At 66.2% G+C, this 14,286-nt stretch carries 11 protein-coding genes and 1 pseudogene; 4 read left to right on the top strand and 8 right to left on the bottom strand.

The window, feature by feature from the left end:
• From Q0964_RS01800 to Q0964_RS01825, 6 genes and pseudogenes are all read right to left on the bottom strand, one after another.
• A pseudogene (locus tag Q0964_RS01800) lies at nt 1-589 on the bottom strand (hydroxymethylglutaryl-CoA reductase); the annotation flags it as partial.
• A complete protein-coding gene (locus Q0964_RS01805) occupies nt 474-1,151 on the bottom strand; it encodes a hypothetical protein (RefSeq protein ID WP_299262825.1) in 678 nt (225 codons plus the stop codon). The pseudogene Q0964_RS01800 and the gene Q0964_RS01805, both read right to left, overlap by 116 nt.
• Before the next feature lie 176 nt (nt 1,152-1,327).
• Nucleotides 1,328-2,464 carry an ORC1-type DNA replication protein gene (locus tag Q0964_RS01810; protein WP_299262826.1) on the bottom strand — a complete coding sequence of 379 codons (1,137 nt, stop codon included), beginning with the start codon at nt 2,462-2,464 and terminating at the stop codon, nt 1,328-1,330.
• Between the two features lie 52 nt (nt 2,465-2,516).
• On the bottom strand, nt 2,517-3,938 hold the full coding sequence (locus Q0964_RS01815) for a PAS domain-containing sensor histidine kinase (RefSeq protein ID WP_299262828.1): 1,422 nt from the start codon (nt 3,936-3,938) through the stop codon (nt 2,517-2,519).
• A gap of 537 nt (nt 3,939-4,475) precedes the next feature.
• Entirely contained in the window at nt 4,476-6,497 is a 2,022-nt protein-coding gene (locus Q0964_RS01820) for a helix-hairpin-helix domain-containing protein (RefSeq protein WP_299262830.1), read from the bottom strand.
• A gap of 62 nt (nt 6,498-6,559) precedes the next feature.
• Nucleotides 6,560-7,456, bottom strand: a complete 897-nt coding sequence (locus Q0964_RS01825) for a MinD/ParA family ATP-binding protein (protein WP_299262832.1) — start codon at nt 7,454-7,456, stop codon at nt 6,560-6,562.
• 123 nt (nt 7,457-7,579) lie between these two features.
• Here Q0964_RS01825 and larE point away from each other — a divergent pair, with 123 nt between their 5' ends.
• On the top strand, nt 7,580-8,473 hold the full coding sequence (larE, locus tag Q0964_RS01830) for an ATP-dependent sacrificial sulfur transferase LarE (RefSeq protein ID WP_299262834.1): 894 nt from the start codon (nt 7,580-7,582) through the stop codon (nt 8,471-8,473).
• An 18-nt stretch (nt 8,474-8,491) separates the two neighbouring features.
• Here larE and Q0964_RS01835 read toward each other — a convergent pair whose 3' ends face one another.
• Together Q0964_RS01835 and tatC are read right to left on the bottom strand one after the other, a co-directional pair.
• Nucleotides 8,492-9,130, bottom strand: a complete 639-nt coding sequence (locus Q0964_RS01835; protein ID WP_299262836.1) for a histidine phosphatase family protein — start codon at nt 9,128-9,130, stop codon at nt 8,492-8,494.
• A gap of 66 nt (nt 9,131-9,196) precedes the next feature.
• Nucleotides 9,197-10,525, bottom strand: a complete 1,329-nt coding sequence (gene tatC, locus Q0964_RS01840; protein ID WP_299262838.1) for a twin-arginine translocase subunit TatC — start codon at nt 10,523-10,525, stop codon at nt 9,197-9,199.
• Between the two features lie 108 nt (nt 10,526-10,633).
• Here tatC and Q0964_RS01845 point away from each other — a divergent pair, with 108 nt between their 5' ends.
• From Q0964_RS01845 to Q0964_RS01855, 3 genes are all read left to right on the top strand, one after another.
• Entirely contained in the window at nt 10,634-12,853 is a 2,220-nt protein-coding gene (locus Q0964_RS01845) for a twin-arginine translocase subunit TatC (protein WP_299262840.1), read from the top strand.
• 537 nt (nt 12,854-13,390) lie between these two features.
• The gene (locus tag Q0964_RS01850; protein WP_299262842.1) at nt 13,391-13,564 is read left to right on the top strand and encodes a ribbon-helix-helix domain-containing protein; all 174 of its coding nucleotides are present in this window, start codon (nt 13,391-13,393) and stop codon (nt 13,562-13,564) included.
• Nucleotides 13,554-14,285 (top strand): queuosine precursor transporter, encoded by a 732-nt coding sequence (locus Q0964_RS01855; protein ID WP_299262844.1) that lies wholly within the window; start codon nt 13,554-13,556, stop codon nt 14,283-14,285. The genes Q0964_RS01850 and Q0964_RS01855 overlap by 11 nt, the downstream gene beginning before the upstream one ends.
• Nucleotide 14,286 lies beyond the last annotated feature (1 nt).

A 14,286-nucleotide genomic window follows, 5' to 3' on the forward strand; every position in this document is an offset into this window, starting at 1 on the left:
TGACGTTGCCCGCGCCGTCACAGTCCAGTATCGCCAGGGCCTCGTTCTGGGTCGGCAGGCCCGTCCCGCCCCCGTAGGTCGCGAGGATGAGTGACGGAATCGTCATCGAGACGTGGACCGAACTGTCCTCGAGTAGGGTGGCATTGACCAGCGCGGCGGAGGATTCGGCAACGTTTGCCTCGTCCTGCCCGGTCGGGACGAACAGCGCCGCCAGCCCGTTTGCCGGGTGTGCGCCGTTCGTGTTCGCTCCCGCCAGCATCGATCCGAGGCTGGCGACCTCGCCGTGGTGGACGAGACTCTCCGGGTCGGCCCCGAGGTGGTGAGTGAACACCCCCTCGGGGATGGTCGCCTCGGCGGTGACGCGCTTGCCCCGGGTCATCGTGTCGTTGACCTGGGAGTGTTTCTCGTCTGTGGCGAAGTTGCCCTCCAGGTAGAAGTTCTCGACGTCGCCGGGGAACTCGCTGAGGACCCAGTTACAGGCCGCGAAGGTGGCCTTCCCGACCGTGTTCTGGCCGGCGGCGGCCCCGGTTTCGAACTCGAGGCGGCGAAAGGCGAGGTCGTTGGTGAGGTAGTCTTCGATTTCGACCAGTTCGGCGACACTCGAGGTCTCCTCGGCCCTCCGTTTTGATAACGCCGTAGTAGTCGAAGACCCAGTCGCGGAAGTCCCGGGCGGTGCGGGCGTCCTCGAAGACGAACACCGGCGCGCGGCTCATCCGGTGGTCGACGACGGTGGCCGTGACGTCGCCGCTGAGGTTCAGGGTCTTCATGCCGCGGCCGTAGGAGGCGACGAGGGTGCCCCCGGTCGTGGCCAGCGGAATCGGGTACTGGCCGTCAGCGTGTTCGCCCTCGAGCTTGGGCGGACCCGCCAGTCCCATCGGCATCTGGGCGACGCCGACGTTTCGAGCGTCACGTCGCCGGGGAGCACCTCGCCACCGGTAATCTCGAGACGGTCGAATCCGCCGAATTCGGCGTCCTACAACCTGTCTTTCCACCTCGAACCGACCGCCGCCGTCGGTGTCCGTAAGACTCCCGTACGTGTGCAGTCGCTTCAACACTTTCTCGCGTACGTCGAGCGAGACGACTCCGTTCCCGCCGACGAGGTTCGCGTAGAGCCTGTCCAGTATCCCGGTGTCTGGCTTCGGAACGACCATTCTATCTTTTTCTCGCCGGAACATAAAATTAAATTTACCAGTTAAACCAAAATCGACCGAACAGACTCCCTCCGAGTGCCGAATAGCCGAATGTATCCGGTCACGTTTCCGTCGCGTCCCGCCGAGCGGTGCCATCGCCGGCCGAACCGTTCGAGACGGGACCTGCCGGACCCGGACTACGTTTCGAGACGGTCCAGGACGGCGTCGGCGTCATAGTTCAGCGTCAACTCTCGCGAGCGTCCGCGGCCATCCACGTCGGCGTAGGTGGCGTCGATGATTCCCAACCGGTCGAGTTTGTTGATGATCTCCGAATACCGGGTGTAGCCCAGGTCGGTGCGGTCGTGGAACGTCTCGTACACTTCGCCGGCCTGCTCGCCGGAGTGTTCGGCGATCACTGTCACCAGCGCGGCTTCGCTGTCCGAGAGGCCACGGAGCGCCCGCGAGAGGTGGACGAACTTCGATTTGTCGTAGGCCCCCTCGACGTCCTCGACGCTGATTTCTCTGGAGGCGCGCATCTCGGCGTTGAGTCCGGCCCGTCGGAGCAGGTCGATCCCGACCCGCAGGTCGCCGTTGGACTCGGCGGTGAGGTCTGCCACGCGGTCGAGTTCCGTCGGCGAGATCACACCGTCGTGAAAGCCCCGCTCGACCCGTTCGCTCAGGATGTCGACGATCTCGCTTTCGCCGTACTGTGGAAAGTACACCTCCTCGGGCCGGAACACCGACTGGACCCGGCCGTCGAGTTCCTCGATCACGTCCAGATCGAGGTCCGAGGAGATGCAGATGACGCCGATTTTCGCGCCGGCGTGTTCCTCGTGGGCGCGCAACAGCGAGTACAACGTGTCCGATGCCTCGTTCTCGTAGAAGAGGTAGTTCACGTCATCAAGCGCCACGACGAGAACTTCCCCGTCGTCGACCAGTCGGTCGGTCACCTGCTCGAACAATCGCTTGAACGAGATACCGGACGAGGGCGGCTCGTAGTCGAAGATACCCTCGAACAGCCTTGAGAAAACGGAGTAGCGGGTGCCGTTGACCTGGCAGTTGACCCGAACCGCTCGCACGTCGGTCGTCTCGGCCCGCAACTCGGTGAACAGCTTCTGGATAGCCGTCGTCTTCCCCGTCCCCGGCGGGCCTCGGGCGATGACGTTCAGCGGCCGCGAGCCTCGGACTGCCGGTCGGAGCGCGTACTTCAGGCTCTCCATCTGGGTGTCGCGGTGGTGGAACGTCTCGGGCAGGTAGTCGATCTCGAAGACGTGTTCGTCACGGAACACCGACTCGTCCCACGAGAGCATCCCCTCCTCGGGGTCGTCGGTCATCAGTTTCACCACGCTCCCCACAGGCCTTAATTGTTCGCCAGTGCTCACACGTTCAGGCGACCGGTAACTCGACGACGAACACGGCGCCCGACCCGTCGCCAGGCCGGTCCTCGACCCAGACCGACCCGCCGTAGCTTTCGACGAGGCTGTACACGAGGTAGAGCCCGATCCCGGACCCCGGACTGTCCAGTCCCTTCTCGCTCTTCCCGAAGATCGCCTTCTTCTGTGTGTCGGGAACACCGGGACCGTCGTCGGTCACGCGGACGCGCACCACGTCGCCGTCGCGGGCCGCCGAAACCGTCACCGTCGGCGACTGACCGTCGTTGTGCTGGACTGCGTTGTTCAGCAGATTCCGGAACACCGACGACAGCATACCGTCGGCCGCGACGCGAGCGTCGGGCAACTCCCCGTCGACCCTGAAGACCGCTTCCGGGTACGACTCGCGTCGCTTCGTGAACTGCGTCCGCAGTACGCCGCCGAGGTCGGTTGGTTCAGGCTCGATCTCGCTGTCGCCGACCACCACGTCGACGTGGTCTCGGACGATGTCTGTGAGTTCGACGACGTGTTCGCTGGCCCGCTCGATCCGGTCGAGAGCGTCGACTCCGTCCTCGTCGATGTGTGCTTCGAGCGCTTCTAACCACGCGAGTACGACGGTCATATCGTTGCGAATGTCGTGGCGAACAACGCGGTTGAGCACCTCCAGTTGCTCGGTCCGGTTGGCCAGCTGTCGCTGGTGCTCGACCCGTTCGGAAACGTCCCGGACCGTCGCGACCACCTTCCGTAACTCCCCGCCGAACCTGACCGCAGACAGCCGGATGTCGATGACGTCGAAGACACCGGTCTGTGACTCGATGTCGATCTGCGCCCGGTCGTCACCGCTCTCGACGAACGCCTCGAAGGCCCGCTCGAACTGCTCGACGGGCTCCGTCCGGGAGACGCCCTCCTCCGTGAAGACCCGCACCGTGTTCCCGACCCAGCGTTCCCGCTCGATACCACTCACCTCGACGATGCGCGGATTGACGTACTCGATGACGCCATCGGTATCGAAGACGTACACGCCGTCGTTCAGGTTCTCCGGGATGGTCTCGTGGACCGTGGCCTCCCGCTTCGAGTTTCTCAGTTCCGAGCTATCCCTGACCCTGGCACAGACCGCCTCGTCGTCGCCCGGGCCGACGACCCAGAGTCCGACTGGCGCCCAGAAACGCGTCCCGTCGCTGTGCTGGTGGTGCCACTCGACCGTCGTCGACCCGGGGTCGCGTGCCCGGTCGACGAGGTCGTCCGGATTCGCTGGCCCTCGCCAGTCTTCGGCCGTCACGTCCGACAGCGTGATCTCACAGACCTGCCCCGCACTGTAACCGAGTAACTCGCAGTATCGCTCGTTGGCGTCGAGAATCTCCCCGCTGTCAGGGTCGAAGACGACGAGCGCGTCGGCGGCGTGCTCGAACAGCGAACGGTAATCGACCTCTCCGGTCATCCGTATATTCTACGCCAATCGGGCATATGACGCTTTTCCCGACCAGAGGGCCCCCAGCGGGACTCGACCCGACGCCTCGCCGGTACCGCCGGTCCGTCACCCGCCTCGGGGCCAGCGACGACTGCCCTGCAGGCTCCAGTCGCAACCGCTCGGCCTCGTGGCTGTAGCGCAATGTCACAGAGAGCGTGCCGCAGTCGGTACGGAGTCGCCACCACGACGGCGAGAGAACCGCGTCACTATCGGCACGTCCGTGGGACGTCGGGGACCAGTACAGTGGGCACTCGTCGTTCCAGCCCTCGGCACCGGTACTGGCGTCACACCGTGAGTCCCCAGTCTCGACCGGGCGACCGCGGTTCCGCGAGCGGTCGCGCCGACCGCCGCCCCGCCGTTGGCGTGTCCGTCGGTGTCCCTGTGTCACCGGCCTGGAGCGCCGGCTGCGGGAGGACTCCTCGACCCCTCGCCGGTCGTACTGCTCTGCTCACCGTCCCCACCGGTCGTCGCTCGCGTTTCGGGGTCCCGCTTCGCTCGACTGCCCCGCTATCCGAACTTCGCCAACAACCGCCTGTAGAACGCCTTCGACCGGTCGTCCCCGTCCTCGGCCAGTTTCTCGACGATCAACTCCGGTGTCGAGCGCGCCAACTCGCCTTTGACTGGCGACCGGTTCACCCGGAGCGCCCCGTCTTCCAGCCCGACGGCCTGAATCCCGTCGACCTGCACGTCGAAATCGGCGGCCGCCCGAATCTCGCGGGCCAGGTGTGAGACGAACACGGCTGTCGCGCCCCGCTCGTCCAGCGCTTCGAGGATGCCGGCCATAATCTTCGCGCTCGCGCCCGGTTCGGTAATCGACTCCAGTTCGTCCACCAACACGAGCTTTCGGGCCGAAGCGGGCGCATCGCCGTTCTCGGCGTCGTCTCCCACGCCGGTCACCAGACCGCCGAACTCACGCAGCGTGGACTCGAACGCCCCCGCGTCGAGAGTGCCCTGTGTCTTCGCGTGGTAGTGTAATTCGGCCAGCCGCTCGACGCGAGCCTCGTCGGCCGGCACCGGCAATCCCATGTGCGCGAGGACGACGACCAGCGCCACCAGGTCGAGCGTCGAGGTCTTCCCACCGCTGTTGACGCCCGACAACAGCGTCACACCGCCGACGCCGTAATCGACCGGCTCGACGGCCTCGAACGGCACGTCCAGCAACGGCGAGCGCCCGCCGTCGATCTCGAACCCGGGTTCGCCGTCCCCGAGCGTCGGCATCGTGCAGTCGAAGTCGCGGGCGAAACGCGCGACCGCCAGCTCCACGTCCAGACTCAACGCGGCGTCGACCAGTTCCTCGGCGGCCGGGCGCACGTCGGCCAGTTCGCCCGCCAGCTCCCGTTTGCGCCGGGTCGCCCGGCGGTCCCGGGCCGCGGTCAACTCCTCGCGGAGTCGAGACACGACGGCCTCGTCGCGTTCGACCGGAAACGTGGGTTCGTCCGGGAACGTCTGGCGGGCGATGCTCTCGGTGTCGCGCAACTGGAGCGCGTCCACGAGGTGGTCGCGGGCGGCCGCTACTGCGTCGGCGTACTCGTCGGCCAACTCCCGGCCCAGAAGCGAGTCGACACCCGCGCCTCGCTCGACCAAGGTGAGCAGGTCCGCGCCTTCGATCGTCACGTCCCGCTCCTCGATAGCCTCACGAAGCTGGTCGTTGGCCACCGACTCTGCGGTCGAGACGGCGGCGTCGAGGTCGTCGACGGCTCTCGTCAGCCGGTCGAGTTCCTCGTCGCCCCGCACCTGGCCGTCGTCGTCGAGGTAGTCGAGAGCGTCGGCCAGAGCGTCCAGGTCGCAGTCGACGTCGAGACCGGTCGCGCGTGCTATGTCGGCCGCCGCTCGGAGACTGTCGCGGTTACGCGCGAAGAAAATCAACACACGCTCGGGCACGACCTCGGCCGGTTCGTCCAGCGCCGTCGGCTCGACGCGGACGTCACCGTCGACCTCCACTCTCGTGAAGTCCTCGTCGAGCGCGATCACGGTGGCGTAACCCCGCGCCAGTTCCGAGAGCTTCCGGGCGCCGTCGACGAGTTCGACGCTGACCTCCGGGATGGCGTCCTGTGCTCGGGCGTAGGTTTCGGCGTCGCCGGTCGCGAGACACCGGTCGCGAATCCGTACGTCACCGGGCGCGTCGAGCGGTTCTACGTCCGCGAGCGCCTCCCGGACGGTCGGGTCCGGGTCGCGCTCCATCGCCTCGACTGCGAACTCGCGGACCTCCTTGATTCGTGACTCGGTGGCGCTCGGATAGATCGTCTCCAGCCGTCGAGCGGCGTAGTCGGTGACCGTCCGCTCCTGAAGCAGGGAGAGCGCCTCGCGGTAACACTCCCTGGCGCGGTCGGTTCCGAGGAAGCCGCCGGGGTCGCCGTGGTCGCGTCTGATCGCACCGCGAGCGATGCGGGCCGCCCGCCCCTCGCTGATACCGGGTGCGCGGGCGATGGCGGCCACGTCCCCCTCCCGGAGCGCACGCTCGGGGTCGTCGAGTTCGGCCAGTCGGTCGGCCGTCTTCGCACCGACCCCGGGAATCGCTTCCAGGTCCATCGACCCCTCCTACCGAACCCGAAGACAAAAGCGTTCCCGGCGCGCGCAGTTGCGGTACACGCTCAGGAGTCGGAGCCGTCCGAGTTCTCCCGTTCGTCCCCGCCGGCCTCGCCGGCGACGGTCCTCGCCCGTGGAATCTCCGCCCCCAGTTGCATCTCCGCCTCCACATCGGCGTCGCTCGCCCCAGCGCCCGTCTGGGTCGCTCCGTCCGCTTCGGCGTCGTCGGTCCCACCTGGCGACGCGACAGTCTCGCTCGCGTCACCGTCGGGAACGACGGCCGTCGCGGTAACAGCGGGAAGGGCCGCGGCGACCTGTCGGTACGCGTCGGCTGCCGCATCGTCGGGTGTTTCGGCCGTGATCGGCCCGCCGGTGGAGTGGTGTGGAACCACCGCCAGCAGGTCGCCGTCCAGTTCGTCGGTGGCCAGTCTGGCCTGCTGTCCCTCGCCGTGAGTCACGACCGTGCCGAGCAGGTCGGCCCCCGCGTCGGCGGCGAGTCGGCCCGCCTTCTCCGTGTCCGCGACGGCGGTCGGTTCGGGTGTCGTCACCAGTGCGACGCCGTCGACCTCTCGGTACGTGATGGCGGACTCGTTCTGGAGGCCCGGAGCCGTATCGACCAGCACTACGTCGTAAGCGACTCTCAGCAGGTTGTACACTTTCGGGAGCCGTTCCGGGCTCGCGTCGGCGAACGACGCGAGGTCCCGGTCGCCCGGAAGTAACGCGAGGCCGCCTGGGCCGTCGACGACGGCCGCCCGGACCGTCGTCTCCCCGGCCAGCACGCTGTGCAGTCCCTGTCCGTGGTCGACGTTCAACCGCCGGCCGACGTCCGCCATCGCGAGGTCGGCATCGACGACGACCACGTCGTATCCGGCCTGTCCCAGAACGACGCCGAGATTGATCGCCGTCGTCGTTTTGCCGACGCCACCTTTGCCGCCGGCAATCGCGTATACTCCGTCCCCCATCGTCTCATGGAGGCGTTTCTCGGTTTATATAGTCGATGCCGCTGCCTGCCGGTGATTTAAACCACCGCACCGATGCCGGCGCGAGACAACGAGCTTTTGCGCCACGATGCTGAAATCGGGGCTATGGCAGCCGAGGACACCGGCGTCGATGCGGACGCGGTTTCTGACAAAACCGCGGCCGTCCGCGACGACCTGGCCGAGATGAACGCCGTATTGATCGCCTTCTCCGGCGGTGTCGATTCGAGCGTCGTCGCCGCCCTCGCCCACGACGCCCTGGGCGAGGACGCCGTCGCCTGTACGGCCAAAAGCGAGACCCTCCCCGCCGAGGAACTGGACGACGCCCACCGGGTGACCGACGAGATCGGCATCCGCCACGAAATCGTCGAGTTTTCCGAACTCGACAGTGCGGAGTTCGTCGAGAACGGCGAAGACCGCTGTTACCACTGCCGGTCGATGCGCCTCTCTGCGATGTACGACCACGCCCGCGAACTCGACATTGGGGTCGTCTGTGACGGCACCAACGCTTCCGACCCCGGCGAGGGCCACCGCCCCGGCCTCCAGGCCGTCGAGGAACTCGACGTCTACTCCCCGCTTCTGGAACACGGTCTCACCAAGCCCGAAGTCCGGGCCGCCGCCCGCGAGTACGAACTCTCCGTGGCCGACAAACCGTCGATGGCCTGCCTCTCCTCGCGGATTCCCACGGGACTCGAGGTAACGGAGGACCGTCTCTCCCGTATCGAGAAGGCCGAACGGCTCCTCCGGACGTGGGGTTTCGACCAATTCCGCGTGCGCGACCACGACGGCCTCGCCCGGATCGAGGTCGCGGAAGACGAACTCGACGTGGCGCTGGACCCGGAGTTCGTACGGGCCGCCCGCGACCACATCGGCGACCTGGGTTTCGACCACGTGACGCTCGACCTCCACGGCTACCAGACCGGCAGCGTGAGTCCCGACGAGACGGACGACGAGCCGCTCGTCGAGGACGTGTTCAGTACGGCGTATCCGAGCGGGGAGTGAACGACCTGCCCGGCCCGGTCACTCGACCAGTTCGGTCTCCTGATACCCCGCGTCGTTCTCCCGTCGAATCGCGGTCTCGCCGGTCTCCTGATCGTGTTCGAGTTCGTTGACCGCACAGTTCGACTGCGAGAAGCTCGTCAGCGCGCCCGGCAGGTCCACGCTTCGGAGGTGGGCAAGCAACACGTAAATCGGGCCGCCGTGCGTCACGACCAGGACCTCCTCGTCGGGGCCGGCCCGCTCCAGCAGGTCACCCCACGCCACGAGGACGCGCTCACGAGTCTGCAACAGGCTCTCGCCGCCCGTCGGTGTGGTTTCGAGCCCGACCATCCCCACCGAGGCCCGGTGTTCGGGGAACTCGCTGAACACCTGTTCGTAGTCGAGTCCCTGAAACGCGCCGAAGGAGCGTTCCCGCCACCCCTCGGTGAACTCGGGCTCGGGAAACGACTCCGCTGAACGGAGATGTGCAGTGGTCTCGCGGGTGCGTCGAAGGTCGGAGGCGACGACACTGTCGAAGTCGTAGGTCCCCGCCAGGTGGCGGCCGGCGGCACGGGCCTGGCGACGCCCCCGTTCGTTCAGCGGCGAGGCAGCCCAGCCTTGGACGCGTCCCGCTCGGTTCCACTCGGTTTCGCCGTGTCGGACAACTACCACCGTCGTCATCGGTGAACCGTTCGACGTGGGGCAAAAAGAGTGTGCAGGGTTTCTGCAGACGGCTCGAAACAGGTGTCACGGGGCCCGTTGCCAGCGCCACAGCACCAGACCGCCCTCGTAGAGGACGACAACCGCACCGACGACGACGGCCGCCTCGACCGTCGAGAGGACGGTCACGTCGACCTGCTGGAGCAGACCCGGGTCGGGACTGGCGAGATAGCCGACGACGACTGCGCCGAACCACACCGGAATACGGAGGCGGGACAGCAGTGTCCTGACCCGGTAATCGTAGGTAAGCCGTCGGACGAGGCGATTGATGCCCTCGAAGACACCGATAATGGCGACTCCGACGACGATCGGCGTGGCGGTGGTCAGCCCCAGAGCGGCGAGGCCGTCAGTCACGACCGGCGGGAACTGGCCGTAGTAGCCCGCCGGCAGCGGAGCCGGACCGAGGACGTAGGCGACGGCCGCAGTGAGCGTGTACACGAGTGGGCGCAACGACGCAACCTGCTTGACCGCCGAGGTGTGGGCGTCCGCCCCGGTCCACCGGAGCAAGCCCAGTGTCCCCTCGAACAGGATAACCATCGTCGCAGCCACCAGAATCGGTGCCATCCCGGTCGGGTCGGGGCTGAAAAAGAAGGCGATTGTGAGGAAGCCACCCCAGAAGTAGATCCGTCGAGCTTCGAGCCAGCGACGCGTCGTGATGCCCATCATGATAGCAAGCATCACGAACAACGGAATCTGGAAAATGAATGCAAACAGGCCGAGCATCATCACCATCAGATTGAACGTCTCGCTCAGGCCGAAAGCGATGACCGCGGCACTTTCCGAGTAGTAGAGAAAGTAGGTGAAAATAGCCGGGAGGACGAGGAAGAACGCGAAGGCGATGCCGACGCCCGCGAGGACCAGACTGGTCGGGACCGCCGCGAGGTAGTATTTCCGCTCGCGGGGGTAGAGTCCGGGACGCATGAACAGGTACGTCTCGTAGACGAACACCGGGAGCGCGACGATGAAGCCGGCCAGCGTCGAAACCTTCAATCGGGCGATCATCAGCGAGAGTGGGTGATACACGCGAGGGCAGGACGAGGCGGTCGCGCCGGCCGGCGGCGGGCACTGCGAGGCTACGCCCGGGAGAAACGAGAACCACAGGAACGTGATCAGACGGTCGGCGAACGGGAAGGCGACACCCCCGACGACGGCCATCGCAAGGACGACAACGCCCAGCCGACGGACCATCTCCTCGATGTGTTCCGTCAAGGGCATCTCCTCGTCGTCAGGCGCGCCTGGCGTCCCGGCTCCGGTGCCCGTGCCCGTGCCCGGTGGCTCGCCACCGGGTGTCGGGTCCGGACGGTCGGGACCCTCGATGTCCACCTCCGAGTAAAGTCCCGGTTCGCCGTCGCTCATGTAGCGGTCAGTAGCTGGTGGGGTGTTGTAAACTTTCTTTTCCCGGGTCCGGCTGACCACACGTATCGAAAAGGTTGATAATGGGGTGTCGGCAACGTTCGCACGACAATGTCCGGGGCGATCGACGAGGACACCCGCCGAGCCGTCAGCAGCGGTCGCCAGACGATTGGAGCGATGCTGTCGGCCGCACAATCACATCTCCAGAAGGTGTTCATTGTCGCCGTACTCGGCCTCATGGGGACCATCTACGCCCTCCGGGAGTTCGGCTGGACCGTCCTGAAACGGGACCTGTTCGCCCGACTGGCCGCGGAGCACCCGGAAGCGTTCGAGTCGACCGAAATTGTCGCCCGAACCCCTTTCGACGTCATTCTGTTACAGGTGAAAATCGGTCTTGTCGTCGGCCTCCTGCTCGCGGTGCCGTTCTTCCTGTGGTATTCGCGGGACGGGCTCAGGCAGCGCGGCCTCTGGCCCGGCGAGCGCGTCGCCCGCTGGAAGGTCGCCCTGACCATACTCATGGCCGTCGGGTTGTTCGCCGTCGGCGTCTCCTACGGCTACCTGATCTTTTTCCCCATTATGTTCGATTTCCTGGCGGCCAACGCCTACAACGTCGGGTTTCAGCCCACTTACTCCATCGTCAAGTGGGCCGAGTTCGTCTTCCTGCTGACGGTCTCGTTCGGGCTGGCAGCACAGCTACCTCTGGCGATGAGCGCGCTGGCATACTCGGGAATCGTGCCGTATGAGACGTTCCGGGACAGGTGGCGCTACGCCGTCCTCGCCATCTTCGTCTTCGGCGCCCTGTTCTCCCCGCCCGAACCGTTCACCCAGATCATGTGGGCGATCCCGCTGCTCGTCCTCTATGCCTTCTCGCTCCAGTTGACCAAGATCGTCGTCATCGCCAAACGGAGCGGGAGCGAGGTGGATGTCCCGGGAGTCGCCCGCGACCGCTGGAACGTTCTGGCGGGCGTGACGTTCCTCGCTGGCGTCGGTGTCTACGCCTTCTTCACCCGTGGCGGCGTCGCCGCGTCCAACCGCGCGGTCGCCGCGCTGCCGTTCGAGACCTCGTTCCGCGTGGCCCGGGCCGGCCAGGTGCTCGGACTCCCGGACGACATCGCGGCGGCGCTGTTCGGGGCCGTCGCTGGCCTGTTCGTGGCCGGCGTCGCGTTGTTCGTCTTCCTCGGACGGGCCCTCGATGCGGCCGACCAGGCGAAGGTCACCGGCCCGGCACCGGCCAGCACCGGCGCGCCTGCGGACATCTCCCTCGAGGCGCTCGATGCAGGCGGCGTCCGGGCGGCCCCGCCGGAAGCCTTCGCCGACCTCTCGGAGGACGACGCCGTCGTCAAAGCTCGCGCCGCCATGGACGCAGACGAGACCGAGAAGGCACAGGCCATCCTCGACCGGTACGACGAGGTACAGGCCCAACTCGAAGCCCGCGAACAATCGACAGAGAGCAACGAAGACGACCCGGCGGACGACGAGTCCGGGACGGCCACGGCGACCGCCGCAGGCATGGTCGACGCCTTCACCGAGGAGGAGACGACAGAGGAGGACCTCGGCGGCTACTACTACGACGCCGCCTTCATTCTGGAGTCGCTGACCTCCAAGGCATTCCGGCTGGTGGGCCTGTTCATGATCGTGTTGGCCGGTTCCTTCGTCTGGCTCTATCGGGGCGGAATCCGTGAGGTGAAAAACACGTTCTTCAGCCAGGTGCCCGCCAGCGTCGGCGGAAGCATCGACATCGTCACGCTCCATCCCGTCGAGGCGCTCATCTTCCAGATCAAGTTCTCGACGCTGCTGGCCGTCGTCACGACGCTGCCACTCCTGCTGTACTACGCCTGGCCGTCGATGAAAGAACGAGGCTGGGTTCGGGGCGACTCCCGCGTGATGCTCGTCTGGGGCGGGTCGCTGGTCGTCGGTCTGGTACTCGGGAGCGTTCTCGGTTTTCTCTACATCGCGCCCGCCATTATCTCCTGGTTGGCCGCCGACACCATCGGCGCGAACATGGTGATCGCCTACCGGATCAACAACTTCGGCTGGCTCGTCATCTACACGACCGTCGGAATCGGCCTCCTGCTGGAGGTCCCCGTCTCGATGGCGCTGTTCCACGTCGGCGGGGTGGCCCCCTACCGCACTCAGCGCAAATACTGGCGGGAGGTCGTCGTCGCGATATTCGGTCTCGCGGCGTTCGTCTCGCCTCGTGGCATGTTCACGATGCTGTTGATGGCGGTCCCCGCCGCACTGGCGTATCTCGCCGGTCTGGGCCTGCTGTGGCTGATTACATTCGGCGGCCGAGGTGGCCGGCCACAGCCGCAGGAACCGCGCGTGGAGTGACCCGCAGGTGAACTCCCCTGCCCTACCGCGCTCGGGACTCCCCGCCCCTCGCTTGTGAGGACAGGGCCTCCTGGTTCTGTGTCGGAATTTATCCCCGACGTGGGCACATTGACTCCGGACTCCGCAGGCGACGTTCCGTCACAGGTGGTTCGGAGTGTCCCACTCATACCGAATGGACACTCGACGACAACCGACAGTTCGCGCTTCTTCTCGCGCTTGAACACCATCGGAGGCGTGACGAGCATCGTCCCAGTCCCACCAACGTCGGCCAGAGGGGTAGTACGGCCATGCCGTGCAGTGAAACTACAACGATGACAGCGCTGTATCCCCGCCCTACTCACTCGCTCCGCTCGTTCCGTGCGGACGGGGGCTTAGTGCCTATAATCAGCTAGCTCCGGACTACCCGGCTGCGCACCGGGACCGGCCACTGACTCGCTCCGTCTGTCGGCGTGCAGTCCACACCCCATAGGAACCGATAGCCCGGTACCGTGAGCACCGGGGAAAACGATTAACCCGTGCTTCCGGTATTATTCCGGTATGCCCAAGATAAGCGTCGAAGTGCCTCAAGAGTTGCTGGCGGACCTGGACGACCACGTCGGAAAAGAGGGGAAGTTCGTCAACCGGAGCGAGGCGATTCGGGCGTCGATCCGGAAGACGCTGGACATGCTCGACGAGATCGACCAGCGACAGGGCCGGCTCGATGACGAGTGAGCGACCACGGCTGGCGGTCCCGCAGGTCGCCCTGCTCGCGCTGTTCGTCACGGCGCTCGTCACCGCACAGGTGACAGCTGCGAAGATACTCGCGTTCTCGCTTCCAGTGTCGTTGCCGGTGACCGGAGCCACGCTCTCCCTGCCGGGGGCGGCGTTGGCCTACGCGCTCACCTTCTTCGCCTCGGACTGTTACGCCGAACTGTACGGCAAACGGGCCGCGCAGGTGATGGTCAACGTCGCCTTCCTCATGAACTTCATCCTGCTCGCGCTGGTCTGGAGCACCATCCTCGCGCCGGCCGCGGCGACCAGCGTTGACCCCACGCAGTTCCGGCAGGTACTGGGTGCGAGCACGAACATCGTGATCGCGAGCCTGGCGGCGTACATCGTGAGTCAGAACTGGGACGTGATCGTCTTCCACCGGCTCCGCGAAGCCACCGACGGCGAACAGTTGTGGCTCCGCAACGTCGCCTCGACGGCCTCCAGCCAGCTGCTCGATACGGTGATATTCGTCGCACTCGGGTTCCTGCTCGTCCCCTCTGTGCTGGGTATCGGCGTCGCGGCCCCCCTGCCAGTGGTCGCCAGTCTGATCGTCGGCCAGTATCTGCTGAAACTCCTGATTGCACTGGTCGACACGCCGTTCGTCTACGCCGTCGTCGCGTTCGTCCGGTTGCGCGAACGGCCGGCCGACCCGGCCCCTGCACCCGACCGCGAGGCACCGTAGC

Source organism: Halorientalis sp., assembly GCF_028275115.1.
Classification (GTDB): Archaea; Halobacteriota; Halobacteria; order Halobacteriales; family Haloarculaceae; genus Halorientalis.